At 71.7% G+C, this 25,543-nt stretch carries 25 protein-coding genes, 1 tRNA gene and 1 pseudogene; 14 read left to right on the forward strand and 13 right to left on the reverse strand.

All coding sequences use genetic code 11. The annotated features are described in order from the left end of the window. Nucleotides 1-30: 30 nt before the first annotated feature. Genes KUM49_RS46275 through pdhA form a run of 3 tightly spaced genes read right to left on the reverse strand, consistent with a single transcriptional unit; the run spans nucleotide 31 to nucleotide 3,499 of the window. A complete protein-coding gene (locus tag KUM49_RS46275) occupies nucleotides 31-1,362 on the reverse strand; it encodes a dihydrolipoamide acetyltransferase family protein (protein WP_217243001.1) in 1,332 nt (443 codons plus the stop codon). Beyond that, nucleotides 1,362-2,366, reverse strand: coding sequence for an alpha-ketoacid dehydrogenase subunit beta (locus KUM49_RS46280; protein ID WP_217243002.1), 1,005 nt, complete (start codon nucleotides 2,364-2,366; stop codon nucleotides 1,362-1,364). Before KUM49_RS46280 ends, KUM49_RS46275 begins: the two co-directional genes overlap by 1 nt. Continuing rightward, nucleotides 2,363-3,499, reverse strand: coding sequence for a pyruvate dehydrogenase (acetyl-transferring) E1 component subunit alpha (gene pdhA / locus KUM49_RS46285; RefSeq protein WP_217243003.1), 1,137 nt, complete (start codon nucleotides 3,497-3,499; stop codon nucleotides 2,363-2,365). The genes KUM49_RS46280 and pdhA overlap by 4 nt, the downstream gene beginning before the upstream one ends. A gap of 189 nt (nucleotides 3,500-3,688) precedes the next feature. On the opposite strand from pdhA, the gene KUM49_RS46290 reads away from it, so the two are divergent. After that, nucleotides 3,689-4,174, forward strand: a complete 486-nt coding sequence (locus KUM49_RS46290) for an Lrp/AsnC family transcriptional regulator (RefSeq protein ID WP_217243050.1) — start codon at nucleotides 3,689-3,691, stop codon at nucleotides 4,172-4,174. A gap of 2 nt (nucleotides 4,175-4,176) precedes the next feature. On the opposite strand, the gene KUM49_RS46295 is transcribed toward KUM49_RS46290, so the two are convergent. Together KUM49_RS46295 and KUM49_RS46300 are read right to left on the reverse strand one after the other, a co-directional pair. Then, on the reverse strand, nucleotides 4,177-4,767 hold the full coding sequence (locus KUM49_RS46295; RefSeq protein ID WP_217243004.1) for a TetR/AcrR family transcriptional regulator: 591 nt from the start codon (nucleotides 4,765-4,767) through the stop codon (nucleotides 4,177-4,179). Beyond that, entirely contained in the window at nucleotides 4,764-6,281 is a 1,518-nt protein-coding gene (locus KUM49_RS46300) for a 3-hydroxyacyl-CoA dehydrogenase (RefSeq protein ID WP_217243005.1), read from the reverse strand. The genes KUM49_RS46295 and KUM49_RS46300 overlap by 4 nt, the downstream gene beginning before the upstream one ends. Nucleotides 6,282-6,441: 160 nt before the next feature. On the opposite strand from KUM49_RS46300, the gene paaN reads away from it, so the two are divergent. After that, nucleotides 6,442-8,148, forward strand: a complete 1,707-nt coding sequence (paaN, locus tag KUM49_RS46305; protein WP_217243006.1) for a phenylacetic acid degradation protein PaaN — start codon at nucleotides 6,442-6,444, stop codon at nucleotides 8,146-8,148. Between the two features lie 223 nt (nucleotides 8,149-8,371). On the opposite strand, the gene KUM49_RS46310 is transcribed toward paaN, so the two are convergent. From KUM49_RS46310 to KUM49_RS46320, 3 genes are read right to left on the reverse strand one after another with little or no spacing between them, the layout of a single operon-like run. Further along, a complete protein-coding gene (locus KUM49_RS46310) occupies nucleotides 8,372-9,133 on the reverse strand; it encodes an RNA methyltransferase (protein WP_217243007.1) in 762 nt (253 codons plus the stop codon). Continuing rightward, nucleotides 9,130-10,371, reverse strand: coding sequence for an HTTM domain-containing protein (locus tag KUM49_RS46315; RefSeq protein WP_217243008.1), 1,242 nt, complete (start codon nucleotides 10,369-10,371; stop codon nucleotides 9,130-9,132). The genes KUM49_RS46310 and KUM49_RS46315 overlap by 4 nt, the downstream gene beginning before the upstream one ends. Continuing rightward, nucleotides 10,368-11,360: a DUF5819 family protein gene (locus tag KUM49_RS46320; RefSeq protein WP_217243009.1), complete on the reverse strand. Its 993-nt coding sequence runs from the start codon at nucleotides 11,358-11,360 to the stop codon at nucleotides 10,368-10,370. The genes KUM49_RS46315 and KUM49_RS46320 overlap by 4 nt, the downstream gene beginning before the upstream one ends. A 286-nt stretch (nucleotides 11,361-11,646) precedes the next feature. Here KUM49_RS46320 and paaA point away from each other — a divergent pair, with 286 nt between their 5' ends. From paaA to KUM49_RS46350, 6 genes are all read left to right on the forward strand, one after another. After that, nucleotides 11,647-12,678, forward strand: a complete 1,032-nt coding sequence (gene paaA / locus KUM49_RS46325) for a 1,2-phenylacetyl-CoA epoxidase subunit PaaA (protein ID WP_217243010.1) — start codon at nucleotides 11,647-11,649, stop codon at nucleotides 12,676-12,678. Then, nucleotides 12,675-12,962, forward strand: coding sequence for a 1,2-phenylacetyl-CoA epoxidase subunit PaaB (gene paaB, locus KUM49_RS46330; protein ID WP_054242083.1), 288 nt, complete (start codon nucleotides 12,675-12,677; stop codon nucleotides 12,960-12,962). Before paaA ends, paaB begins: the two co-directional genes overlap by 4 nt. Then, nucleotides 12,959-13,696, forward strand: a complete 738-nt coding sequence (gene paaC, locus KUM49_RS46335) for a 1,2-phenylacetyl-CoA epoxidase subunit PaaC (protein WP_217243011.1) — start codon at nucleotides 12,959-12,961, stop codon at nucleotides 13,694-13,696. Before paaB ends, paaC begins: the two co-directional genes overlap by 4 nt. Then, nucleotides 13,690-14,229, forward strand: a complete 540-nt coding sequence (paaD, locus tag KUM49_RS46340) for a 1,2-phenylacetyl-CoA epoxidase subunit PaaD (protein WP_217243012.1) — start codon at nucleotides 13,690-13,692, stop codon at nucleotides 14,227-14,229. Before paaC ends, paaD begins: the two co-directional genes overlap by 7 nt. Further along, nucleotides 14,229-15,290, forward strand: coding sequence for a 2Fe-2S iron-sulfur cluster-binding protein (locus KUM49_RS46345; protein ID WP_217243013.1), 1,062 nt, complete (start codon nucleotides 14,229-14,231; stop codon nucleotides 15,288-15,290). Before paaD ends, KUM49_RS46345 begins: the two co-directional genes overlap by 1 nt. A 128-nt stretch (nucleotides 15,291-15,418) precedes the next feature. Beyond that, the gene (locus KUM49_RS46350) at nucleotides 15,419-16,552 is read left to right on the forward strand and encodes an acyl-CoA dehydrogenase family protein (RefSeq protein ID WP_217243051.1); all 1,134 of its coding nucleotides are present in this window, start codon (nucleotides 15,419-15,421) and stop codon (nucleotides 16,550-16,552) included. 132 nt (nucleotides 16,553-16,684) lie between these two features. On the opposite strand, the gene KUM49_RS46355 is transcribed toward KUM49_RS46350, so the two are convergent. The 4 genes from KUM49_RS46355 to KUM49_RS46370 form a co-directional block, all read right to left on the reverse strand. Then, complete coding sequence (locus KUM49_RS46355; protein ID WP_217243052.1) at nucleotides 16,685-17,014, reverse strand: rhodanese-like domain-containing protein; 330 nt, start codon at nucleotides 17,012-17,014, stop codon at nucleotides 16,685-16,687. A 64-nt stretch (nucleotides 17,015-17,078) separates the two neighbouring features. Beyond that, nucleotides 17,079-17,921, reverse strand: coding sequence for a J domain-containing protein (locus KUM49_RS46360; protein ID WP_217243014.1), 843 nt, complete (start codon nucleotides 17,919-17,921; stop codon nucleotides 17,079-17,081). 100 nt (nucleotides 17,922-18,021) lie between these two features. Then, nucleotides 18,022-19,482, reverse strand: coding sequence for a DUF2252 domain-containing protein (locus KUM49_RS46365; RefSeq protein WP_217243015.1), 1,461 nt, complete (start codon nucleotides 19,480-19,482; stop codon nucleotides 18,022-18,024). 191 nt (nucleotides 19,483-19,673) lie between these two features. Continuing rightward, entirely contained in the window at nucleotides 19,674-20,039 is a 366-nt protein-coding gene (locus KUM49_RS46370) for a helix-turn-helix domain-containing protein (RefSeq protein ID WP_217243016.1), read from the reverse strand. Between the two features lie 131 nt (nucleotides 20,040-20,170). Between KUM49_RS46370 and KUM49_RS46375 the strand changes: the two genes are divergently transcribed. The 3 genes and pseudogenes from KUM49_RS46375 to KUM49_RS46385 all read left to right on the forward strand — a co-directional run bounded on the left by KUM49_RS46375 (nucleotide 20,171) and on the right by KUM49_RS46385 (nucleotide 21,712). Continuing rightward, nucleotides 20,171-20,824 (forward strand): FMN-dependent NADH-azoreductase, encoded by a 654-nt coding sequence (locus tag KUM49_RS46375; RefSeq protein WP_217243017.1) that lies wholly within the window; start codon nucleotides 20,171-20,173, stop codon nucleotides 20,822-20,824. A gap of 269 nt (nucleotides 20,825-21,093) precedes the next feature. Next, nucleotides 21,094-21,276: pseudogene (locus tag KUM49_RS50995) on the forward strand (helix-turn-helix domain-containing protein); the annotation flags it as partial. 22 nt (nucleotides 21,277-21,298) lie between these two features. Further along, a complete protein-coding gene (locus KUM49_RS46385) occupies nucleotides 21,299-21,712 on the forward strand; it encodes a hypothetical protein (protein ID WP_254402787.1) in 414 nt (137 codons plus the stop codon). A 184-nt stretch (nucleotides 21,713-21,896) separates the two neighbouring features. On the opposite strand, the gene KUM49_RS46390 is transcribed toward KUM49_RS46385, so the two are convergent. After that, nucleotides 21,897-21,980 (reverse strand) — tRNA-Leu (locus KUM49_RS46390). 486 nt (nucleotides 21,981-22,466) lie between these two features. On the opposite strand from KUM49_RS46390, the gene KUM49_RS46395 reads away from it, so the two are divergent. The 3 genes from KUM49_RS46395 to KUM49_RS46405 all read left to right on the forward strand — a co-directional run bounded on the left by KUM49_RS46395 (nucleotide 22,467) and on the right by KUM49_RS46405 (nucleotide 25,526). Further along, nucleotides 22,467-23,342 carry a DUF3662 and FHA domain-containing protein gene (locus KUM49_RS46395; protein ID WP_217243020.1) on the forward strand — a complete coding sequence of 292 codons (876 nt, stop codon included), beginning with the start codon at nucleotides 22,467-22,469 and terminating at the stop codon, nucleotides 23,340-23,342. 10 nt (nucleotides 23,343-23,352) lie between these two features. Beyond that, the gene (locus KUM49_RS46400) at nucleotides 23,353-23,868 is read left to right on the forward strand and encodes an FHA domain-containing protein (RefSeq protein WP_217243021.1); all 516 of its coding nucleotides are present in this window, start codon (nucleotides 23,353-23,355) and stop codon (nucleotides 23,866-23,868) included. A 98-nt stretch (nucleotides 23,869-23,966) separates the two neighbouring features. Continuing rightward, entirely contained in the window at nucleotides 23,967-25,526 is a 1,560-nt protein-coding gene (locus KUM49_RS46405) for a Stp1/IreP family PP2C-type Ser/Thr phosphatase (protein ID WP_302185589.1), read from the forward strand. The last annotated feature ends 17 nt before the right edge of the window (nucleotides 25,527-25,543 follow it).

Raw genomic sequence — 25,543 nt, forward strand, 5'->3', positions numbered from 1 at the left:
CACGGCAGGGGCGGCGCGGTCACGACGTGATCAGAGGGTGCGCAGCAGGACCGCCGGCTGTTCCACACAGTCCGCCACGTAGCGCAGGAAGCCGCCCGCCGTGCCGCCGTCGCACACCCGGTGGTCGAAGGTGAGCGACAGCTGGACCACCTGGCGCACCGCCAGCTCGCCCTCGTGCACCCACGGCTTGGGGACGATACGGCCGACGCCGAGCATGGCCGCCTCGGGGTGGTTGATGATCGGCGTGGAGCCGTCGACGCCGAACACGCCGTAGTTGTTCAACGTGAAGGTGCCGCCGGTGAGCTCCCGGGGAGTGAGGGTGCCCTGGCGGGCCGACTCGGTCAGCCGGGCGAACTCCGCGGTCATCGACTGGGCGTCCCGTGCGTGCGCGTCCCGTACGACGGGCACGACGAGCCCCCGCTCGGTCTGCGCGGCGAACCCGAGGTGCACGGCGTCCAGCCGGACGATCTCCCTGGCCTCCAGGTCCACGGTGGAGTTGAGCTCGGGGTGGCGGGCCAGGGCGGCGGTGCAGATGCGGGCCAGCAGGGCGAGGAGGGAGATCTTCGGCCCGTCGGCGGCGTTCATCGCCGCACGTGCGTTCATGAGTTCCGTGGCGTCGGCGTCCACCCAGCAGGTGGCGTCCGGAATCTCGCGGCGGCTGCGGGAGAGCTTGTCGGCCGTGGCACCCAGGATGCCCTTGAGGGGGATGCGGGTGCCTCCGGCGGTCGCCGCGGAGGGGGCCGGGGTGGTGGCGGGCGCCACGGGCGCGTGCGTGTCGGCGGCCGGAACCGTCGTACGCCCTTGGGCCGCCGCCGCCCGCAGCGCGTACTCCACGTCGGCCCGCAGGATCAGGCCGTCGGGGCCGGAGCCGGTCAGTTCCCTGAGGTCGAGGCCGTTCTCGCGGGCGAGGCGCCGCACCAGCGGCGAGATCACCGGGATCGGGCCGTCCGCCGGCTCGGGGGCGTCGACGTGGCCGTCGGCCGCGGCGGTCGTCGGGGCCGGCTGTCCCGGCCGCACCCTGCCCCTGCGGGCCGGCGCCTGTGAGGTGCCGTAGCCGACCAGCACATTGCCCGAGCCCTCGCTCCGACCGCCGGAGGCCGGCGTGCCCACCGCGACCGTCAGCAGCGGGGCGCCGACGGGCAGTTCCGTGCCCTCCTCGCCGAAGCGGGCGGTGACGACACCGCCGTAGGGGCAGGGCACCTCGACCATCGCCTTGGCCGTCTCGACCTCGACGACCGGCTGGTCGACGACGACGAGGTCCCCGACCTCGACGAGCCAACGGACGATTCCCGCCTCGGTGAGCCCCTCCCCGAGGTCGGGGAGCCTGAACTCCAGGCTGTGCATGTCAGAAGCGTGTGCCATCAGCCCTCGGCCTCCCATTGCAGACGCCCCACGGCGTCCAGGATCCGGTCCACGCCGGGCAGGTGGTGACGCTCCAGCATCGGCGGCGGGTAGGGAATGTCGAACCCCGCCACGCGCAGCACCGGCGCCTCCAGGTGGTGGAAGCAGCGCTCGGTGACACGGGCCGCGATCTCCCCGCCCGGGCCGCCGAACCCGCCCGACTCGTGTACGACGACCGCCCGCCCGGTCCGCCGTACCGAGGCGCAGACCGTCTCGTCGTCGAACGGCACCAGGGAGCGCAGGTCGACGACTTCGAGGTCCCACCCCTCGTCCCGGGCCGCCTCGGCGGCTTCGAGGCAGACGGGCACGGACGGTCCGTACGTGATGAGTGTGGCGCTCCGGCCCGAGCGCCGCACCACCGCGCGGCCTATCGGTTCAACGGTCTGCGGGTCGTCCGGGTTCCAGGAGGCCTTGGACCAGTACAGGCGCTTGGGTTCGAGGAAGACGACCGGGTCGTCGGAGGCGATGGCGGCGCGCAGCAGGCCGTAGGCGTCGGCGACCGTGGCGGGCGTGACGACGTGGAGCCCGGGGGTCGCGATGTAGTACGCCTCGGACGAGTCGCTGTGGTGCTCGACTCCGCCGATGCCGCCGCCGTAGGGGACGCGGATGGTGAGCGGGAGTGGCAGCGCGCCGCGGGTGCGGTTGCGCATCCTTGAGACATGGCTGATCAGTTGCTCGAACGCCGGGTAGGCGAACGCGTCGAACTGCATCTCCACGACCGGGCGCAGCCCGTACATCGCCATGCCGACGGCCGTGCCGAGGATGCCGGCCTCGGCGAGCGGGGTGTCCGTGCAGCGGTCCTCTCCGAACTCCTTGGCGAGGCCGTCGGTGACGCGGAAGACTCCCCCGAGGGTGCCGACGTCCTCGCCCATGACGTGCACGGTCGGGTCGGCGGCCATGGCGTCGCGCATCGCGCGCGTGAGGGCCTGCGCCATGGTGGCCGGCTTGAGGGCGACGGTGGTCATCGGTGCGGCCCTTCCTGTTCCGCCGCCAGCTCGGCCCGCAGCTGGGCCTGCTGCTCGCGCAGTTGCGGGGTGGGCTCGGCGTACACGTGGGCGAACAGGTCCATGGGGTCGAGCGGCGGGTCCTGGTTCATGCGCTCGCGCAGGTCTGCGGCCATGGCCTCGGCGGCGTCGCGCGCGGCCTGGATGCCGCTGTCGTCGATCAGGCCGCGTTCGGTGAGTTCGTGCTCCAGGAGGACGATCGGGTCGTGGTCGCGCCAGGTGTCGACCTCCGCGTCGCCGCGGTAGCGGGTCGCGTCGTCGGCGTTGGTGTGGGCCTCGACGCGGTAGGTGATGGCCTCGACCAGGGTGGGGCCGCCGCCCGCGCGCGCGTGCCGTACGGCGTCGGAGAGGACCTCGTGCACGGCGGCGGCGTCGTTGCCGTCGACCAGGCGGCCGGGCATGCCGTAGCCGACGGCCTTGTGTGCCAGCGACGGGGCCGCGGTCTGCTTGGCGAGCGGGACGGAGATCGCGAAGCCGTTGTTCTGGACGAGGAAGACGACCGGGGCCTGCCAGACGGCGGCGAAGTTCAGCGCCTCGTGGAAGTCGCCCTCGCTGGAGCCGCCGTCGCCGACCATCGCCAGCGCGACCACGTCGTCGCCCTTGAGGCGGGCGGCGTGCGCGAGGCCGACGGCGTGCGGAAGCTGGGTGGCGAGCGGGGTGCACAGGGGCGCCACGCGGTGCTCGCGCGGGTCGTAGCCGGTGTGCCAGTCGCCGCGCAGCAGGGTGAGGGCCTGCACGGGGTCGAGGCCGCGGGCGACGGCCGCGAGGGTGTCGCGGTAGCTGGGGAAGAGCCAGTCGCGGTCCTCCAGGACCAGCGCCGCGGCGACCTGACAGGCCTCCTGGCCGGTGCTGGACGGGTAGACCGCCAGACGGCCCTGCTTGGTGAGGGCGGTGGCCTGCGCGTTGTACCGGCGGCCGCGCACCAGCTCGGCGTGGAGCCGGCGCAGCAGCCCGGGATCGGCCTGTGCGGCCGCCTCGGTGCCGAGTACGCGGTACGGACGTGCGTCGGGCAGCAGCGGCGCGGGGTCCGTGCGCGGCTGCCAGGCGGGCGGCGGGGTCGGCTTGTAGGCGCCCCGCTGCTCCATGACCGTCATGACGGCACCTCCTCGTGGGAGCGGCTTCAGGCGCGCCACGGATGTGATGCGCCTCACCTACCGATTGTTCGGTCGTCGGCACATTTTGGCTACCGGCACCCGCAGGCTGTGGACAAACGGTTCTGCACAGCCTCAAATGAACGCAGTACGTCCATGGCGGAGAGGCGGGGGCACGTGGCATCTGAACAAATGGCCGAGCGCCCGGAAGGCAGCGGCCCCGAGCCACCCGCGCGTCCACTCGACGCGATCGATCTGGACATCCTGCAGATGCTTCAGGCGGACGGCCGCGCGTCCATAAGGTCGGTCGCCGAACGCGTCCATGTCTCGCGTGCCAATGCCTACGCCCGCATCAACCGCCTCATCGAGGACGGCGTGATCCGCGGCTTCGGGGCCCGCGTCAACCACGAACGCGCCGGTCAGGGCACTTCGGCGTACATCACCCTGAAGATCGTCCAGAACTCCTGGCGCACGGTGCGGGAACAGCTCAGGCAACTGCCCGGCGCCTCCCACATCGCCCTGGTGGGCGGCGACTTCGACGTCCTGCTGCTGGTACACACCTCCGACAACAGGGCGCTGCGCGAGCTGGTGCTGACCCGGCTCCAGGCGATTCCCGAGGTGCTCAGTACGCGCACCCTGCTGGTCTTCGAGGAGGAGGACCTGGAGCCGCAGGGCTGACGTCAGCGCTCCTTGCGAAGCCCCGAGAACACCAACCGCGCGACGGCGTCGGCGACCTCGCGCTCGTTCATGCCCCGACCGTCCGGCCGGTACCACTCCACGATCGAGTTGATCATCCCGAAGACGAGCCTCGTCGCGAGCCGTACCTCCACGTCGCCGCGCACGTCCCCGTCGGCCGCCGCCGCCTTCAGCAGCTCGGCGACCCGGTGGTCGAAGTCGCGGCGCCGCTCCAGGGCCCACCGCTCGGTGCCGGTGTTGCCGCGCACCCGCAGCAGCAGGGTCACGTACGGCAGCTCCGCTATGAGCACCTCGACCATGCGCCGTACGACGTACTCCAGACACTCCGCGGCGCTCCCCACGCGCGCGGGCTCCTCGTCGAGGATCCCGAAGAGGCCGTCCAGCGCGCGGCTCACGGCACGGCGCAGCAGCTCCTCCTTGCCTGAGACGTGGTGATAGATCGACGACTTGGAGATGCCGGCCGCCTTGGACAGGTGCTCCATGGAGGTGCCGTCGTAGCCGCGCTCGTTGAAGACCTGGACGGCGACGGACAGCAGCGTCTGCGGGGTGTACGTGTCGCGCTTGGCGGTGGTCATGAGGTGCTGCCCTCCCGCTTGTCGGTCGCGTACGCGTGGCGGTACAGCGCGAGGGACGGTGCGTAGCGCCCCGAAGGGTCACGCATGTGCAGGTCGTCGAGGAGGGCGTAGGCCCAGTTGCGGCCGAGCCTGCGGCTCCACTCGAAGGGGCCGAGGGGGTAGTTGACCCCGAGCCGCATCGCGGTGTCGATGTCCTCCTTGGTGGCCACGCCCTTGGCGACGGCGTCGTGCGCGAGGTCGACGATGCGCGCGACCGTCCGGGCGACGATCATGCCGGGGACGTCGCCGATGACGCTGACCTGCTTGCCGAGCGCCTGGAAGAGGCCGGTGGCCTCGGCGAGGGTCTGCTGGGAGGTGTCCTGGGAGGCGGACAGGGCGATGCGGGTGGCGCGCCGGTAGTCGAGCGCGAGGTCGAAGTAGACGACGTCCCGGAACTCGACCGAGGTCTGTCCGTCGGCGAGGGCGAGTTGGCCGCCGCTCGGCAGCACCAGGCGGGTGCCGTGGTCCTCTTCGTCCTCGCGGACCGGGATGCCCGCCTCCCGGATCAGGTTGAGCAGTTCGGAGGCCGGGCCCAGGTCGCCCTCGGCGGCGACGTACGCGGGCGGCTGGGCCGGCTCCGCGGTGTGCGGTTCGGGGCGGTCGGCGTCCTCGGAGTGGTCGTACCAGCCGTGTCCGGTCTTGCGGCCGAGCCGGCCCGACTCGACCAGGCGGCGCTGGGCGAGCGACGGCGCGAAGCGCACGTCCTGGAAGAAGGCCTGCCACACGGAGTGGGTGACCGACTCGTTGACGTCCTGGCCGATGAGGTCGGTGAGTTCGAAGGCGCCCATCTTGAAGCCGCCGCACTCGCGCAGGACGGCGTCGATGGTGGCCGGTTCGGCGCCCTGGGCCTCGTGGACCGCGAAGGCCTCGGCGTAGAAGGGCCGGGCGATGCGGTTGACGATGAAGCCCGGGGTGTCGGCGCAGGCGACCGGGGTCTTGCCCCAGGCGCGGGCCATCTCGTACGCGCGCGTGGCCGACGTGACGTCGGTGGCGAAGCCCGAGACGACCTCCACGAGGGGCAGCAGTGGTGCGGGGTTGAAGAAGTGCAGGCCCACCAGGCGGCCCGGGTTGCGCAGGGCGCCGCCGATGGCGGTGACCGACAAGGACGAGGTATTGGTGGCGAGCAGACAGTCCTCGCCGACGATGTCCTCCAGCGCGCGGAACAGCTCCTGCTTGGCGTCCAGCCGCTCCAGGACGGCCTCGACGACCAGGGCGCAGTCGGCGAGGTCGGCGAGGTTCTGTGCGGGCAGCAGGCGGGCGCGGGCGGCGTCCCGGTCGGCGCCGCCGAGCCGGTCCTTCTCGACGAGCCGGTCCAGGCGTGCGCCGATCGCGTCGGCTGCCTCCTGCGCCCGGCCGGGGGCGGCGTCGTACAGGCGTACGGAATGGCCGGCGACCAACGCGACCTGGGCGATGCCCTGGCCCATGGTGCCGGTGCCGACGACGGCCACGGGGCTGCTGAGGTCGAGTGCTGTCATGTGCGCGATCCTCCCGCACGGGGTTTTCCACAGATGCGGCGGACCCCCTTGTACCGACCGATCGTTCGGTTACTCTAACTCTGACTGGCTGTTCCTGCCCATATTTCTGCCCAGGTCATGAGCTCGACGAAGAGTTCTTGAGACGAGGAGTTGGTCCCGCATGGCCGCCGAACTCACCGCGCACGATCTGATCGCCAAGCACCGGCCCACCCTCGACCAGACGCTGGAAGCGATCCGCACCCGCGCGTACTGGTCCCCGCACCCCGAGCACCCCAAGGCGTACGGCGAGAACGGCAGCCTGGACATGGCGGCGGGCAAGGCGGCCTTCGACGCCCTCCTGGGCACCCGCATCGACCTCGGCCAGCCCGGCACGGACGACTGGGTCGGCGGCGAGGTCTCGCCGTACGGCATCGAGCTGGGCGTGAGCTACCCGCACGCGGACGTGGACGAGCTGCTGCCCGCCATGAAGGCCGGGCAGAAGGCCTGGCGTGATGCGGGCGCGGAGATGCGCGCGGTGGTGTGCGTGGAGATCCTCAAGCGCATCAGCGACCGGACCCACGAGTTCGCGCACGCGGTCATGCACACCTCCGGCCAGGCGTTCATGATGGCGTTCCAGGCGGGCGGCCCGCACGCGCAGGACCGCGGCCTGGAGGCGGTGGCGTACGCGTACGTGGAGCAGGTCCGCACCCCCTACACGGCGGAGTGGACCAAGCCCCAGGGCAAGCGCGAGCCGCTGGCGCTGTCCAAGCAGTTCACGCCGGTCCCGCGCGGCATCGCGCTGGTCATCGGCTGCAACACCTTCCCGACGTGGAACGGCTATCCGGGCCTGTTCGCCTCCCTGGCCACCGGTAACGCGGTCCTCGTCAAGCCCCACCCGCGCGCGGTGCTGCCCCTCGCGCTGACCGTTCAGGTCGCGCGCGAGGTGCTCGCCGAGACCGGCTTCGACCCGAACCTGGTGGCGCTGACCGCCGAGCGGCCGGGCGAGGGCATCGCCAAGACCCTGGCCACCCGCCCCGAGATCCGGATCATCGACTACACCGGCTCGACGGAGTTCGGCGACTGGCTGGAGGCCAACGCCCGCCAGGCGCAGGTCTACACGGAGAAGGCCGGCGTCAACACGGTGGTGGTCCACTCCACGGACGACTACAAGGGGATGCTGTCCAACCTGGCCTTCTCGCTGTCCCTGTACAGCGGCCAGATGTGCACCACCCCGCAGAACCTGCTCGTCCCCCGCGACGGCATCCGCACCGAGGAAGGCCCCCGGACCTTCGAGGAGGTCGTCGCCGACCTCGCCCGCTCGGTCGACGGCCTGCTCGGCGACGACGCGCGCGCGAACGCCCTGCTCGGCGCGATCGTCAACCCGGACGTCAAGGCCCGCCTGGAGGCCGCCGCCGGTCTCGGCGAAGTCGCCCTCGCCTCGCGGGAGATCAGCAACGCGGAGTTCCCGCAGGCCGTCGTCCGCACGCCCGTCATCGTGAAGCTGGACGGCGCGCGGAAGTACTGGGAGGGCACCGACGACGAGGCCGCCTACATGCGCGAGTGCTTCGGTCCCGTCTCTTTCGCCGTCGCGGTCGACTCGGCGGCGGACGCGGTGGAGCTGCTGCGGCGCACCATCCGCGAGAAGGGCGCGATGACGGTCGGGGCCTACACCACCGACGAGGAGGTCGAACAGGCCCTTCAGGAGGTCTGTCTGGAGGAGGCGGCCCAGCTGTCGCTGAACCTCACGGGCGGGGTGTACGTCAACCAGACCGCCGCGTTCTCCGACTTCCACGGCTCGGGCGGCAACCCGGCGGCCAACGCGGCCCTCACCGACGGCGCGTTCGTGGCCAACCGCTTCCGCGTGGTCGAGGTGCGCCGGGAGGCCTAGCTAGGTCCTGTCCGGCGGATCATGCCGCAGACGCGGGGCCTGGCACGCCGATCTGCCGCGTTGTCGTCGGTTGCCGACTCCCCCACTCTCGACCTCGCTCGAGCGGGGGGACCCCCATCGCGTCGACGCCCTCCTCCGCCTCGCAGCTCGACGCACCAGGCCCCGCTCACCTGCGTCGACGAGGCGCCGCGGATGTCCTGCGACCTGATCCGCCGGGCAGGCCCTAGGGGACGTGCGGTGCGCTCCCGGTGACGCTCCAGTGGTACAGCGTCATGGCCACACTGGTCGCGAGGTTGTAGCTGGAGACCTGGGGGCGCATCGGCAGCGCCACCAGATGGTCGGCACGCGCGCGCAGGCCTGCGGACAGCCCGCTGCGTTCCGAGCCGAAGGCGAGGACCGCCTCGTCCGGGAGCTTGGTGTGGCGGATGTCGTCGCCCTCGGGGTCGAGGGCGAACACCGGCCCGGGCGGCAGGTCGTCGACGGTCAGCCGTTCCACGGCCGTCGCGAAGTGCAGCCCGGCTCCGCCGCGGACGACCGTGGGATGCCAGGGGTCGAGCGTGCCGGTGGTCACCACACCGGTCGCGCCGAAACCGGCGGCCAGCCGGATCACGGCCCCCGCGTTGCCCAGGTTGCGCGGATCGTCGAGGACGACGACGGGCGCGGTGCGGGGGAGGTGCGCGAGCCTGTCCCGGTTGGCCGCGCGGGACGGCCGTACGGCCAGGGCGGCGACCGCGGTGGGGTGCGGGCGCGGGACCAGGCCCCGGTACGCCGGCTCCGGCACCTCGGCCAGGAGCGCGTCCAGCGTGTCCCGAACGTCCGGTGCCAGTTCCTCGGCGAGGGCGAGCGCGGCTGCCCGGTCGGCGGTGACCGCCACCGGGACCTCGGCGCCGAAGCGCAGCGCGTGCTTGAGGGCGTGGAAGCCGTCGAGCAGCACGGAGGTGCCAGCGAGCCGGTGCCAGACGTCGAGGGGATCGGAGGCGCTCATGCCCTGGAGCCTACGGGCGTGTCACCCACGTCCCCCGCGTCCGTGACGTCCGCCGCGCTCTCCGGGGCGCGCGGCTTCGGCAGCGTCGTACGGCCCGTGCTCGGGACCAGGCGTCCACGCGCGCGTGCCGCCCAGCCGCCGAGCCGGCGCAGGAACGAGGTCGGCAGGAAGACCGCGTCGGCGGCGATCATCGCCAAGGAGAAGAACGGCAGTCCGAGGAGCACGGCGATCGCGGCGTGCTCGATCATCATGACCGCCAGCAGGACGTTCTTGACGCGCCGGTTGAAGAGGGTGAAGGGGAAGGCGACCTGCGCGGCGACCGTGCCGTAGGTCACCAGCATCACCATCGTGCCGCTGGCCGCCAGTACGTCGGCGAGCGCGGGCCACGGGGAGAAGTAGTCGAGGTGCAGGGGGTAGTAGACGGCGGTGCCGTCCTGCCAGCGCGAGCCCTGGATCTTGTACCAGCCCGCCGTGGCGTAGATCAGACAGGCCTCGGCCATGATCACGAAGAGGGCGCCGTTGTGGACGATGTTGGCGACGACGTCGAGCAGGATCCGGGGCTGGCCGGTCTTGGCGCGGCGTCCTGTGAGCCACCACAGGGCCTGCGCCAGCCATATCGTCCACAGCAGCAACGGCACGAACTCCTCGCCGTCGAAGAGCCGGCCCGAGAGGGTCACCGCGGTGAGCGCCAGTCCCAGCACGCCCCACAGGGCCGGGCCGACCCGGTCGGCCACGTGCTCTCCACGCGCGCGTGCCTCGCTTGTGAGCCGGGCCCGCCGCGCGTCCAGCGACCACACCTGGCCGCAGCGCGTGAACACCAGGTAGACGCACATCAGGTGCAGGACGTTGTCGCCGCCGTCGCCCATGAAGATGCTGCGGTTCTGCATCGACAGCACGCCGACCATGAACAGCACGGACATCGTGCGGGTGCGCCAGCCCAGCAGCAGCAGGAAGCTCGCCAGGACGGCCAGCGCGTAGACGGTCTCGAACCAGAACCCGCCGTCGGACCACATCAGGGCCGTGAAGGCGCCATTGTTCGAGATCAGCTGCTGGGCGAGGTCCCAGCTCCAGGGGCCGCCCGGGCCGTACATCTCCTCACGGTGGGGGAACTCGCGCAGCAGGAACAGCAGCCACGTCACGCTGAAGCCGATGCGGATCACGGCGGTCTGGTACGGGCCGAGGGCCGACTCGGTGACCCGGGCGATGGCGGCGGAGACGCAGAGCGCGAAACGGTTCACTCGGCGTCCCCCTCGGTGCTCTCGGCCGGTATCGACCACCAGGGCAGCACCCGGTACACAGGCTGGTCCGACACCTTCTCGTCGCTCCACCGAGGCGGGCGCACATTGGTGGTGCGCGAGCGTATCTGGACGAGATCGATCGCTTCGCCCTTGCCGGCCGCTTCCTCACGGTCCAGACGCAGCAGCACGATGCGGCGCAGATACGTCTCCGAAAGGGAGCCGCGCAGGCCCATCGCGCGGTTGTCGCCGCCGTGCGTGGCGACGAAGAAGTCCCAGGCCCGGCGCAGCTCGTTCTGCTGGGTGTGGCTGGGCAGCAGGTTGCCGTCGATGGCCCGGCCGTCCTCGGCGGAGAGGTCGTACCAGCCGGTCGTCCGCGTCCCGCCGTCCGCGGTGTCGATCTGCGCACGGACCTGGACGGCGATGTTCTGCTGCAACGGGTTCGGCGCGAACAGCTTCCAGTTCTGCTCGAACTCCGGGTAGATCCAGTCGTCGATCGCCCTGCCGTGCTGCTTGGTCACCGTGTTCGACGGCGCCACGTGCAGGAACACCATGCCGATGTGCACACAGACGGCGACGCCGACGACCGCGAGCGCCACGGCGACGACGATCCGGTAGCGGAGGGAGAGGGCGGCGACGCCGGTGCGGGGGCCGGGGGGCGCGGAGGGGGCGAGGGTGGCGTGCGCCTGCTCGGCGGCGTGCGGCGCATACGCGGCGCGGGCAGGCGGCTCGGGCCCCGAAGCGGCGGCGGACACCGGACCGGTGCCGGACTCCGGCTCGGCAGCGTGCGGCGGCTCGGCGGCGCTCGGCTGCTCTTGGGCACTCGACTGCTCGTGGGCGCTCGGCCGCCCGTGAGCCGTGGTGTCGGCCGGCCTGCCGTGCGTCGGGGCCGGGCCGGGCGAGGAGGCCTGGGGGGCGGGCGGACCGGCGGGCGCGGCGCCCGGCTCGCCCGGCCCGTGCAGGGCGTTCGAGCCTCCGTCGTGCACGTCCATTCCGCCCCGTTTCCGATTCCGGTCCGTCTTCCGGCGCCCCACGCAGGGCAGCAGCACCACCCGTGCACCGCTCGAACGGAACGGTACTCAGGCCCGTGCGCCCGGCACAGCCCCCAGTGGACCCGCCGCGAAGACCACTCCGGTTGTCCACAGGTGATGCCCGGGGACGCCCGCAGGTTATCCACAGCGGTTGACACCTTACGGCGCCCGTCTCACCATGGAATCGCACGAACCGAACGATCGGTCGGGAGCAAGCACCGGCAGAGCCCAGGTCGAAGGGGACCTCATGGCGACAGCAGCCGCACACCAGACGGCGCGCACTCAGGCGTACGACGGCCAGGCCGACGCACAGGCCGGCGCCGGCGACACCGCCCCGTACGAGAGGGCCTTCGACGCCGCCGTGGCCGCGGACGAGCGCGTCGAGCCGCGCGACTGGATGCCCGACGCCTACCGCGCGACCCTCGTCCGCCAGATCGCGCAGCATGCCCACTCCGAGATCATCGGCATGCAGCCGGAGGCGAACTGGATCACGCGCGCGCCCTCACTGCGCCGCAAGGCCATCCTGATGGCCAAGGTCCAGGACGAGGCCGGACACGGGCTCTACCTCTACAGCGCCGCCGAAACCCTCGGCACCGGCCGCGACGAACTGCTCGACAAGCTCCACACCGGCCGCCAGAAGTACTCGTCGATCTTCAACTACCCCACACTGACCTGGGCGGACGTCGGCGCGATCGGCTGGCTTGTGGACGGCGCCGCGATCACCAACCAGGTGCCCCTGTGCCGGTGCTCCTACGGCCCGTACGCGCGCGCGATGGTCCGCATCTGCAAGGAGGAGTCCTTCCACCAGCGCCAGGGGTACGAGCTGCTGCTGGCCCTCAGCCGCGGCACCCCCGAGCAGCACGCGATGGCGCAGGACGCGGTGGACCGCTGGTGGTGGCCGTCCCTGATGATGTTCGGCCCGCCCGACGAGGAGTCCGCGCACTCCGCGCAGTCGATGGCATGGAAGATCAAGCGCCATTCGAACGACGAACTGCGTCAGCGCTTCGTCGACATCTGCGTCCCCCAGGCCGAGTCCCTGGGCCTCACACTCCCCGACCCCGACCTGCGGTGGAACGAGGAGCGCGGTCACCACGACTTCGGCCCGATCGACTGGACGGAGTTCTGGGACGTCCTCAAGGGCAACGGCCCCTGCAACGAACAGCGGATATCGCAACGCAGGCGGGCCCACGACGAGGGCGCCTGGGTCCGGGAGGCGGCCTCGGCGTACGCGGCCAAGCACAGTGCCTCCGGTGCCAAAAGGGGAGGGGAGCAGGCATGACGAACACCGACTGGCCTCTGTGGGAGGTCTTCGTGCGCTCCCGCCGCGGCCTCTCGCACACCCACGCCGGCAGCCTGCACGCGCCGGACGCGGAATTCGCGCTGCGCAACGCCCGTGACCTGTACACCCGGCGCGGCGAGGGCGTCTCGATCTGGGTCGTCCCCTCCTCCGCGATCACCGCGTCCTCTCCCGACGAGAAGGACCCGTTCTTCGAGCCGTCCGCCGACAAGCCGTACCGGCACCCGACGTTCTACGAGATCCCGGAGGGGGTGAAGCACCTGTGACCGCACCGGAGACGACCACCGCCGCCGTACCCAGGGCGGCCGCCCTCGCCCTCGGCGACGACGCGCTCGTGCTCTCGCACCGCCTCGGGGAGTGGGCCGGCCACGCCCCCGTCCTCGAAGAGGAGGTGGCCCTCGCCAACATCGCGCTGGACCTGCTCGGCCAGGCCCGGGTGCTGCTGTCGCTGGCCGGCGACGAGGACGACCTGGCGTATCTGCGCGAGGAGCGCGCCTTCACCAACCTCCAGCTGGTGGAGCAGCCGAACGGCGACTTCGCCCACACCATCGCCCGCCAGCTGTACTTCTCCACCTACCAGTACCTGCTCTACGCCGAACTGGCCGTCGGCGACGGCCCGTTCGCCCCGCTCGCCGCGAAGGCCGTCAAAGAGGTCGCCTACCACCGCGACCACGCCGAACAGTGGACCCTGCGGCTCGGCGACGGCACGGACGTCAGCCATGATCGGATGCAGCGGGCGTGCGAGACGCTGTGGCGGTTCACCGGGGAGATGTTCGCGCCCGTGGCAGGGCTGGACGCCGACCGGCAGGGCATGGAGTCGACCTGGGCCGAGGCCGTCGGGGACGTCCTGCGCCGCGCGACCCTCACGGTCCCCGAGGGCCCCCGGTCCGGGGCGTGGGCGGCCGGGGCGGGTCGTCAGGGCCTGCACACCGAGTCCTTCGGGCGGATGCTCGCCGAGATGCAGCATCTGCACCGCAGTCACCCGGGGGCGTCATGGTGACGATCACTCCGCTGGAGGCGGAGCTCCTGGAGGTGGCCGGTGCGGTGCCCGACCCCGAACTGCCCGTGCTCACCTTGCGGGAGCTCGGCGTCCTGCGCGCGGTGCGCGTCCACGGCCCCGACTCGGTCGAGGTCGAGCTCACCCCGACGTACACCGGCTGTCCGGCCGTCGAGGCGATGTCCCTGGACATAGAGCGGGTGCTGCACGAACACGGCGTGCGGGACGTCACCGTGCGCACCGTGCTCGCGCCCGCGTGGTCGACGGACGACATCACGGACGAAGGGCGGCGCAAACTGAGGGAGTTCGGCATCGCCCCGCCGCGCACAGGGCGGGCGGCCGGGCCGGTCGGCCTGCGACTGGGGCCGACCCGCACCCTCGGCCCGGCAGCCGGTGAAGCGGCCGACCCCGTCCGCTGCCCGCGCTGCGAGTCCGCCGACACCGAACTGCTCAGCCGTTTCTCCTCCACCGCCTGCAAGGCGCTGCGCCGGTGCCTGGCCTGCCGTGAACCCTTCGACCACTTCAAGGAGTTGTGATGGCCCGCTTCCACGCGCTCCCCGTGGCCGCGGTCGACCGGCTCACCGACGACTCCGTGGCCCTGACCTTCACCGTGCCCGAGGACCTGCGCGAGGAGTACCGGCACGCCCCGGGCCAGCATCTCGCCCTGCGGCGCACGGCGGACGGTACGGAGATCAGGCGCACCTACTCGATCTGCTCCCCGGCACCGTCGCCGGACGGCGAGGGACCCCGCACCCTGCGCGTCGGAGTGCGGCTGGTCGACGGCGGCGCCTTCTCGACGTATGCGCTCAAGGAGATCAACATCGGCGACGAGCTGGAGGTGATGACCCCAGCGGGCCGCTTCACCCTCGACCCGGCGCCCGGCCTGTACGCCGCGATCGTCGGCGGCAGCGGCATCACCCCGGTGCTGTCGATCGTGACGACGCTGCTGGCGCGCGAGCCTGAGGCCCGGTTCTGTCTGATCCGCAGCGACCGTACGTCCGCCTCGACGATGTTCCTGGAGGAGGTCGCCGATCTGAAGGACCGCTACCCGCAGCGGCTGCACCTGGTGACGGTCCTGTCCCGGGAGGAGCAGCAGGCCGGGCTGCCGTCCGGGCGGCTCGACCAGGAGCGGCTCGGCGGGCTGCTTCCGGCACTGCTGCCCGTGGAACGGGTGGCGGGGTGGTTCCTGTGCGGTCCGTTCGGACTGGTGCAGGGCGCGGAGCGGGCGCTGCGCGAGCTGGGAGTTTCCCGTACCCGTGTCCACGAGGAGATCTTCCATGTGGACGCCGCCGCCCCCGTGACCACCGCGCCCGCACCCGCGCACAGCACGGTGACCGCCCGGCTCGACGGCCGCGGCGGCAGCTGGCCGGTCCAGCAGGGCGAGTCACTCCTGGAGGCGGTACTGCGCAACCGCGCCGACGCGCCCTACGCCTGCAAGGGCGGCGTGTGCGGGACCTGCCGGGCCTTCCTGGTCTCCGGCGAGGTGCGCATGGACCGCAACTTCGCGCTGGAGCCGGAGGAGACGGAAGCGGGGTACGTGCTGGCGTGCCAGTCCCATCCGGTGACGGAGACAGTGGAGCTGGACTTCGACAGGTGAGAAGCCGAGAAGAGTCCGCCCGCGGGCAGGCGGACGTCGGCAGCGTTCCCTTCTTCTAGAACCTGTTCTATCTTGCGGACCACTTGACGGACCGTCAGATCAGCGGGGCCGGGCGGAAGGACAGGATCGTGGACTTCACCTTCACCGAGGAGCAGCAGGCGGCGGCCGAGGCGGCGCGAGGGGTGTTGGCCGGCGTCGCCCCGGACTCGGTGCCCAGTCCGGCCCTCACCGTGGGCGCCGTCGCGGACGACTTCGACCGTGCGCTGTGGACCCGGCTCGCCGACGCCGACCTGGTGAGTCTCCTGCTGGACCCGGAGTACGGCGGGGCGGGCCTGGACGCCGTCGCGCTGTGCCTGGTGCTGCGCGAGGCGGCCAAGGTGCTGGCGCGGGTGCCGCTGCTGGAGAGCAGCGCCGCCCTGGCCGCCGTACAGGCCTTCGGGGGCGAGGAGTTGAAAGCCCACCTGGCGGCGCGGGCGGGCCGCGGAGAGGTGGTCCTGACCGTCGCCGCGAGCGGCCGCACCGGTCACGACCCGGCCGAACTCGCCGTGACGGCACGGCAGGAGGGGGAGGTGTGGGTGCTGGACGGGGTGCAGACGGCGGTGCCGTGGGCGTACGGCGCCGACTTCGTCCTCGTCCCCGCGCACACGGCCGCCGACCGGACCCTGCTCGCCCTGGTCCCCCGGGCCCAAGCGGGGGTCGAGCTCGCCGAGCAGATCTCCACGACCGGTGAGCGCCTCGCCGAACTGCGTCTGGACGCCGTACGGATCGCGGAGCGGGACGTCATCGACGCCGACGGCGCCTGGGAGTGGCTGCGGGACCTGCTGGCCACCGGGACGTGTGCGCTGGCGCTCGGTCTGGGCGAGCGGGTGCTCGGGATGACCAGCGAATACACCGGCAAACGGGAGCAGTTCGGGTTCCCGGTGGCGACGTTCCAGGCCGTCGCCGTACAGGCCGCCGACCGCTACATCGATCTGCGCGCCATGGAGGTCACCCTGTGGCAGGCCGCGTGGCGGATCGCCTCGGGGGCGCCGGGCGCGCTGCCCGCCTCCGGTGACGTGGCCGTCGCCAAGATCTGGGCGTCGGAGGGCGTACGGAGGGTCGTGCAGACCGCGCAGCATCTGCACGGCGGGTTCGGCGCCGACGTCGACTACCCCCTGCACCGGTACCACGCCTGGGCCAAGCACCTCGAACTGTCACTCGGTCCGGCGGCGGCACACGAGGAGATGCTGGGCGACCTGCTGGCGGCCCACCCACTGGCCTGACCGCCAGGCACCGACCGGTCCGGGGGCCCAGGGCCTGTCCGGCGGATCATGCCGCAGACGCGGGGCCTGGCACGCCGATCTGCGGCGTTGAGGCGCCGCGAATGTCCTGCGACTTGATCCGCCGGACAGGCCCTAGAGGACGAAGCCCGGCTGCCCCTCGTCGGTCACGACGGGGCGGCCCGTCGCGGCCCAGACCTGCATGCCGCCGTCGACGTTCGCCGCGTCGATGCCCTGCTGGACGAGGTACATCGCGACCTGGGCCGAACGCCCGCCGGAACGGCAGATCACGTTGACCCGGCCGTCCTGCGGGGCGGCCTCGGTCAGCTCGCCGTACCGGGCGACGAATTCGCTGATGGGGATGTGCAGCGCCCCCGCGGCGTGACCCGCCTGCCACTCGTCGTCCTCGCGGACGTCCAGCAGGAAGTCACTGTCCTTGAGGTCCGTGACCTCGACCGTGGGCACACCAGCTCCGAATTGCATGCCTCCGACGCTACCCGACGCGGGCGCGCATCGGCCCGGCCACCCACTACCCGACCAGACCCGCCAGTTCCGCCTCGCGTGCGGCGACGTCGGCCAAGAGCTTCTCGGCGACCTCGTCCAGGAGGCGGTCCGGGTCTTCCGGGGCCATCCGGAGCATCGAGCCGATCGCGCTCTCCTCCAGTTCCCGGGCGACCACGCTGAGCAGTTCCTTGCGCTGGGAGAGCCATTCGAGGCGGGCGTAGAGCTCCTCGCTGGGAGTCGGGCCCTGCTCCGGGAGCTTCGGCCCGGCGGCCCACTCCTCGGCCAGCTCCCGCAGCAGCATCTCGTCGCCACGGGCGTAGGCGCCGTTGACCCGGGTGATGAACTCCTCGCGCCGCGACCGCTCCGTGTCGTCCTGGGCGAGGTCGGGGTGGGCCTTGCGGGCCAGCTCGCGGTAGAGCTTGCGGACCTCCTCGCTGGGCCGCACCCGCTGCGGGGGCCGTACCGGCTGATCGGTGAGCATCGCCTCGGCCTCCGGGGACAGCCCCGCACCGTCCATCCAGCCGTGGAAGAGCTCCTCGACACCGGGCATCGGCATGACCCGGGCCCGCGCCTCGTCCGCCTTGCGCAGGTCCTCGGGGTCGCCGGTCCGGGCGGCCCGGGCCTCGGCGATCTCGGCGTCCAGCTCGTCGAGGCGGGTGTACATCGGGCCGAGCTTCTGGTGGTGCAGCCGGGAGAAGTTCTCGACCTCGATGCGGAAGGTCTCCACCGCGATCTCGTACTCGATCAACGCCTGCTCGGCGGCCCGTACGGCCCGTTCCAGCCGCTCCTCGGGCCGGGGCACACCGGCGTCCGGCGTCGGCCGGTCCTCACCGGCGACACCACCCTGTTCAGCTTCCGGGGTCGTCACCCGACCAGCGTAGGCCACGCCGGAAGAAGCACCCCGGGCACACCTCCTCAGGACCGTGAGCGCACCCGTCCCCGCAGGCCGGAGCAGACCACCCGCCTCCTCACACCCCCACCTCCGCCGCGATCCGCCCCGACCGCACCGCCGCCACCAGCTGCGCGTGGTCCGCCTCCGTACGGTCGGCGTAGGCGACGGCGAACGCGGTGATCGCCTCGTCCAGCTCCTCGTTCTTGCCGCAGTAGCCGGCGACCAGGCGCGGGTCGGCACTGTGGGCGTGGGCGCGGGCCAGGAGCGCGCCGGTCATCCGGCCGTAGTCGTCCAGCTGGTCGACGGCGAGGGCGGCCGGGTCGACACTGCCCTTGCGGTTGCGGAACTGCCGTACCTGGAAGGGCAGTCCGTCGACCGAGGTCCAGCCGAGAAGGATGTCGCTGACCACCTGCATGCGCTTCTGCCCCATGACCACCCGCCGGCCTTCGTGGCCGGCCTCCGGCGCCTCGAACCCGGCGCTCACCAGATGCGGCACCAACGCCGAAGGGCGGGTCTCCTTGACCTGCAGGACGAGCGGTTCGCCGCGGTGGTCGAGAAGCAGGACGACATACGAGCGGGTGCCGACACTGCCCGTGCCGACGACACGGAAGGCGACGTCGTGCACCGCGTGGCGGGCCAACAGGGGGAGCCGGTCCTCGGAGAGCGAGGTCAGGTACTCCTCCAGGGACGCGGCCACCGCCGCGGCCTCCGCGTCCGGGACGCGCCGCAGCACCGGCGCGGCGTCGACGAAGCGGCGGCCGCCGTCCTCGGTCGGCTCCGTCGACTTCGCGGCGAACCGCCCGCTGGTGTTGGCCCGCGCCTTCTCGGAGACCCGCTCCAGGGTGCCGAGCAGGTCGTGGGCGTCGGTGTGGGAGACCAGTTCCTCGTCCGCGATGGCGTTCCACGCGTCCAGGACCGGAAGCCTGGCCAGCAGCCGCATGGTGCGGCGGTAGGCGCCCGCCGCGTCGTGGGCCGCCTTGCGGCAGGTGTCCTCGTCGGCGCCCGCCTCACGGGCGGCGAGCACGAGGGAGGCGGCGAGCCGCTTGAGGTCCCACTCCCAGGGGCCGCTCACCGTCTCGTCGAAGTCGTTCAGGTCCATGACCAGGCCGCCGCGCGCGTCGCCGTACAGGCCGAAGTTGGCGGCGTGGGCGTCGCCGCAGATCTGGGCGCGGATCCTCGTCATGGGTGTGCGCGCCAGGTCGTACGCCATGAGGCCGGCCGTACCGCGCAGGAAGGCGAAGGGCGTGGCCGCCATCCTGCCCACCCGGATCGGCGTGAGCTCGGGGATACGGCCCCGGCCGGACTCCTCGACCGCGCTCACCGCGTCGGGCCGGTCGCCGTCCAGGTCGAGGGCGGCGTGCGCGCTGCGCGGGACGCTTCGCCGCAGCGCCCTGCCCTCTTCCTTGGGCGTGCCTTCGGCGGGCCAGTCGGCGAAGCCGCGGACCCGGGGAACCCGGCGGGCGTCACCGGCACTCTTCGCCGCCTGCCGAGCGGGAACCGCGTCCCCGACAACCGTCTCCGCACTGACCTCGGTCACAGCGACCGCCTTCCCCGTACCGGCACGAACATCAACTCGTGCCGACCGTACAGCCGGTGGCCGAAACGCGTCAGACCCTGTGGACAACTCCACAACTGTGGAAAACGCCGGCAGCCCTCAGCGGCCCTGCCGTCCCACAGCCCCTCGGCACCCGGCACCCAGTCACCCATTCACCACACCGGCAGGGGCCGTCAGCACTCCGTCGGCCGCTCCCCCTCCGGCAGATGCTCCTTGGCCCACTCCCCAAGCAGTCGCAGCGCTGGCGCCAGCGCGGCCCCCGCCTCCGTCAGCCGGTACGACACCCGCAGCGGCGGCCCCTCGTCGACCTCGCGCACCAGCAGGCGCGCCGCACCGAGTTCGGTGAGCCGGTCGGAGAGCATGCGTTCGCTGATGCCGGGGACGGCCCGGCGCAGGTCGACGAAGTACGCGGGTCCTCCGTTGACGAGGACGGACACGATCGGGCCTGTCCAGCGCTTTCCGAGCAGCTGGAAGACGCGCGTGATGCCGTCGTCGACGCGCTTGCACGCCGCCAGGTCATGAGTCTGCTCCACCGCCATGCCCTCAGGGTACTGCCTTTCCCCACGGAGCTGAAAAAAAGTAAGCGACTGTGTTATCCATAGTCGAGTACGAAAAAGCAGCCCGCGGAACGAGCGTCCCGTGGGCCTTCGCACCGTCCCCTGGAGACCCCATGGCCACGCTCCTGCACATCGACTCCTCCGTCTTCCCCGTCGGCGCCTCCACGTCCCGTGCCGTGACGGACGCCTTCCGCAAGGCCTGGGAGGAGCAGCATCCCGAGGGCACGGTGATCTACCGCGACCTCGCCGCGAACCCCGTCCCGCACATCACCGCCGACGCCCACACCGCCGGCTTCGCCGACCCGGCCGCGCACAGCCCGGAGCAGGCGGACGCCTTCGCCGCGCGCGTGCAGCTGATCGAGGAGCTGGAGCAGGCGGACGCGGTGCTGATCGGCGCCCCGATGTACAACTTCTCGATCCCGTCGACCCTCAAGGCCTGGCTCGACAACGTGGTCCTCATCGGCCGCACCGCCATGACCGAGGACTCGAAGATCAAGGGCACCCCCGTCACCGTCGTCGCCAGCCGCGGCGGCTCGTACGCCCCGGGCACCCCGCGCGAGGGCTACGAGTACGTGCAGACCTACCTGAAGGCGATCTTCACCGACACCCTCGCCGTGGACCTGCACTTCATCGTCCCGGAGCTCACGATGGCCCCGCACAACCCGGCGATGAGCGAGCTGCTCCCCCTCTTCGAAGCCTCCCGCGAGCGCGCCCTCCAGGACGCGTCCGCCAAGGCCAAGGAAGTGGCCGAGCGCGTCGCGGCGTAGGCCTGCCGGCCGGGACGGGGGTGGGAGACAGACCGCCCCCACCCGGCCGCGAGCCGGGACCACTTCACGAACACAACTTCACGAATGACAAGAACGAGAAAAAGAGCCGCAACAGCGACGGCCACCCCGGCCAAGCCACGCGGACTAGCCGCCCCGTCCGGCCGACCAGGCAGACAGCCCGCCCCCGGCCCCTCCTGCCGCCGTCCTCCTCCGTGTGCCAGTCTTCGCCGGAGCAACCGGAGGAACAGGGGCAACCTGAGGAGCAGGCGATGACGCAGAGCGCGAAGGCGGCGCCCCGCCGGCGGCACGCGCAGGCGAACCGGCGACGCATTCTGGACACGGCACGCGAGACGCTGAGCGCGGATCCGGAGACGACCATCGACGACATCGCCCGCGCCGCAGGCGTCGCCCGCCGCACCCTCTACGGCCATTTCACCAGCTGGGAGGAGCTCGTTAACGCCCTCCGACGAGGCGGTGGAGACGCTCCGGCAGGCGTTCCTCGAGGAGCGCAACCCCGCCGAGCCCTCCGATCTGGCCCTGGCCCGCTACATCCTGGCCGTCTGGGGCATCGGCGATCGCTTCCGCATGCTGATCGCGCTCGGCCGCCGGGACCTGGACGGTGACATCCGCGGCGCCCTGACCCCCGTACGGGACCTGGCCGGCGAACTGCTCGCGCAGGGACAGCGGGACGGGGTGTTCGCCGGCCATCTGCCCGCGCCGGTGCTGGCCCACGTACGGGAGTCGGTCGTGGTCTCGATGCTGGAGTCGGTGAACGACGAGGCGTGGGAGATCCCCGCCCCCGCCGCCGCCACGGCCGTCCTGCTGGCCGCCGGTAGGACACGGCCCGAGGCGGAAGCCGTCCTGCGGCACCTGCGCACCAACGGCTGAAGCCGGGCACGCCACGAACCGGCCGACGGGCACGACCCCGACCGGGAGAGACGGTGAGGGACGGTAAGAGACGGTGAAAGCACCGTGAGATACCTCACCGCGGAGCCCTCGCCGACGCAACGAAAAACGGGCCCTCACCGTGACTTTCGTCACTGGTGAAGACCCGTTCATCGGTTCTTCGCTGTGCGCGAGGGGGGAGTTGAACCCCCACGCCCTTTCGGGCACTGGAACCTGAATCCAGCGCGTCTGCCTATTCCGCCACCCGCGCATTGGGTGTGTCCTCAGGCCCTGTCCCCCTAGGGGCTGGCGCCTTCCGACACGCAGAACATTAGCACGCAGGACGGGGTGGGTTCACATCCCTTATGGCGGGGCAGCAGCCGACCAGCACACTCTGCGTCCGTCCGCCACCCCACCTCCGATCCCGCTGCTACGTATCAACGCGGACCGGTTCACGTATCAACCTCGTACCGGTCCAGCCCCTGTCCGCAGGAGCCGGTCCGGGTCCACAGTCCGGTGCGGGACACTTGTCTTCGGCCGCCTCTACGATCCTTGGCAGGACGACGTCCGAGAAGAGTTCGAAGGGGTGCTCCGGAGGGAACTTCGGAGGCGTCGACACCGTCGACCGGGCCGACAGGGGGAACCAGCCGATTTACCGGCGCGTGGATACGATCAGTAAGCAGTACCAGCAGTACCGGGCAAGGCAGTGCCCGCTCAGCGGGACGCAGGACGGCAGCAGCGACGGAGGAGGTGCCCCATGGGAGTCCTGAAGAAGTTCGAGCAGCGTCTCGAAGGTCTGGTCAACGGCACCTTCGCCAAGGTGTTCAAGTCCGAGGTACAGCCCGTGGAGATCGCGGGAGCGCTCCAGCGCGAGTGCGACAACAACGCGACCATCTGGAACCGCGACCGGACGGTCGTACCCAACGACTTCATCGTGGAGCTGAGCACGCCGGACTTCGAGCGGCTCAGCCCCTACTCCGGCCAGCTCGGCGACGAGCTCGCCGGCATGGTGCGCGACTACGCGAAGCAGCAGCGCTACACCTTCATGGGCCCCATCAAGGTCCATCTGGAGAAGGCGGACGACCTCGACACCGGCCTGTACCGGGTGCGCAGCCGTACGCTCGCCTCCTCCACCAACCAGCAGTCTCCCGGCAACGCCCCGGCAGCCCCGGCAGCAGGCCGGCCGGCACCCGGCGGCTACGGCTATCCGCCGCCCTCCGCTCCCGCGGGCGCCCCGCCCATGCCCGCCGCGCCGCCGCCCGGCAGCCGCCCCGGCGGTTACGGCTACCCACAGCCCGTGGGCGGACAGCGCCCCCCGGCCGCACCCGCTGCCGCACCCGCGGCCGGCGGTCGCATGCGCCACTGGGTCGAGATCAACGGCAACCGCCATCAGATCTCCCGCGCGACGCTGGTGCTGGGCCGCAGCACCGAGGCCGACGTGCGGATCGACGACCCCGGCGTCTCCCGCCGGCACTGTGAGATCCGGACCGGAACGCCCCCGACGATCCAGGATCTCGGGTCCACCAACGGCATCGTGGTGGACGGGCAGCACACCACCCGCGCTACGCTCCGCGACGGCTCGCGGATCGTCGTGGGCAGTACCACCATCATTTACCGGCAAGCCGAAGGGTGAAGCGGGGGCAATGTCAGAGCTGACCCTCACGGTCATGCGGCTGGGTTTCCTGGCCGTATTGTGGCTGTTCGTGATCGTGGCCGTGCAGGTCATCCGCAGCGACCTGTTCGGTACGCGTGTCACCCAGCGCGGTTCGCGCCGGGAGAGCGGGCGGCAGCAACAGGCCGCCGCCCGACAGGCCGCGCCTCCGCAGCAGCGCCAACAGGCGGCCGGCGGCCGCCAGCGTCGTAACGCACCCACCAAACTGGTGGTGACCGAGGGCACACTCACCGGCACCACCGTCGCGCTCCAGGGCCAGACCATCACCCTGGGCCGGGCGCACGACAGCACCATCGTGCTGGACGACGACTACGCGTCCAGCCGCCATGCCAGGATCTACCCGGACCGCGACGGCCAGTGGATCGTCGAGGACCTGGGCTCCACCAACGGCACGTACCTCGACCGAACGCGGCTGACGACCCCCACACCGATTGCGCCGGGCGCGCCCCTCCGCATCGGCAAGACCGTCATCGAGCTGCGGAAGTAGTGCCACGTCATGAATGAGCGCGAGCGGAGCGAGCACGCAGCGGCGCCCGGCACCCCGGGCCCCGGCGCGCTCCCGACCGGAGGGTGGGCACCGTGCGGATGTACCCGGAGCCGACGGGCGAGGTGCGCATGAGTCTGTCACTGCGCTTCGCCGCCGGATCGCACAAAGGCATGATCCGGGAGGGCAACGAGGACTCCGGATACGCCGGTCCGCGCCTGCTCGCCATCGCCGACGGCATGGGCGGCGCGGCGGCCGGCGAGGTCGCCTCCTCCGAGGCCATCTCCACCATCGTCGCCCTCGACGACGACGTGCCCGGCTCCGACATCCTCACCTCCCTCGGCACCGCCGTACAGCGCGCCAACGACCAGCTGCGCGCGATGGTCGAGGAGGACCCGCAGCTGGAGGGCATGGGCACCACGCTCACCGCCCTGCTGTGGACCGGCCAGCGCCTGGGTCTCGTGCACGTCGGCGACTCGCGTGCCTACCTGCTGCGCGACGGCGTCCTCACGCAGATCACGCAGGACCACACGTGGGTGCAGCGCCTGGTCGACGAGGGCCGTATCACCGAGGAAGAGGCCACCACCCACCCGCAGCGCTCCCTGCTGATGCGCGCGCTGGGCAGCGGCGAACACGTCGAGCCCGACCTGTCCATCCGTGAAGTCCGTGCCGGCGACCGCTACCTGATCTGCTCCGACGGCCTGTCCGGCGTCGTGTCCCACCAGACGCTGGAGGACACCCTCGCCAGCTATCAGGGCCCCCAGGAGACCGTGCAGGAGCTGATCCAGCTCGCACTGCGCGGCGGCGGCCCCGACAACATCACGGTCATCATCGCCGACGTCCTCGACCTCGACACCGGGGACACCCTCGCCGGGCAGCTCTCCGACACCCCCGTCGTGGTCGGCGCCGTCGCCGAGAACCAGCTCCAGCTGCACGACAACGGCATCATGCAGACCCCGGCCGGGCGCGCCTCCGGTCTCGGCCGCCAGGTCCCCGGACAGGGCGGCGGCGAGTTCGGCCCGCCCGGCTCCGGCGACACCACCGGATACATCTCCACGTCCGGTTTCGGCGACTACGGCGACGACGACTTCGTCAAGCACCGCAAGGGCCGCAGGTGGCTCAAGAGATCCTTCTACGTCGCGCTCGCGCTCGCCGTCGTCGGCGGCGGCCTGTACGGCGGTTACCGCTGGACGCAGACGCAGTACTACGTCGGCGCCAACGGCGAACACGTCGCCCTGTACCGCGGCATCAGCCAGGACCTCGCCTGGGTCTCGCTGTCCAAGGTGCACAAGGACCACCCCGAGATCGAACTCAAGTACCTGCCGACGTACATGCAGAAGCAGGTCAAGGCGACGATCACCGAGGGCGGTCTCAAGGACGCCCAGACGAAGATCAACGCCCTGGCGGTCCAGGCGTCCGCGTGCGAGAAGGAAGCCGCGCGTCAGAAGGCCGAGAGCGAGAACAACGCCAAGACCGGCGAAGGCGAGGCCGGCGGCACCACGGGAACCACACCCGCCTCTTGGTCGTCCAAGGCCTCACCGAGCCCGAATCCATCGGCGCCGACCTCGCCCGCCCCGTCCACGACTGCGCCCACGCCCACCCCCGGCCCCAGCCTCTCCGACCAGGAGCAGAAGGTCGTCTCGCAGTGCGACAAGCAGTAGCCGAGCCGTGAGAGGCC

This window comes from Streptomyces sp. AC555_RSS877, from assembly GCF_019049245.1.
Taxonomy (GTDB): domain Bacteria; phylum Actinomycetota; class Actinomycetes; order Streptomycetales; family Streptomycetaceae; genus Streptomyces.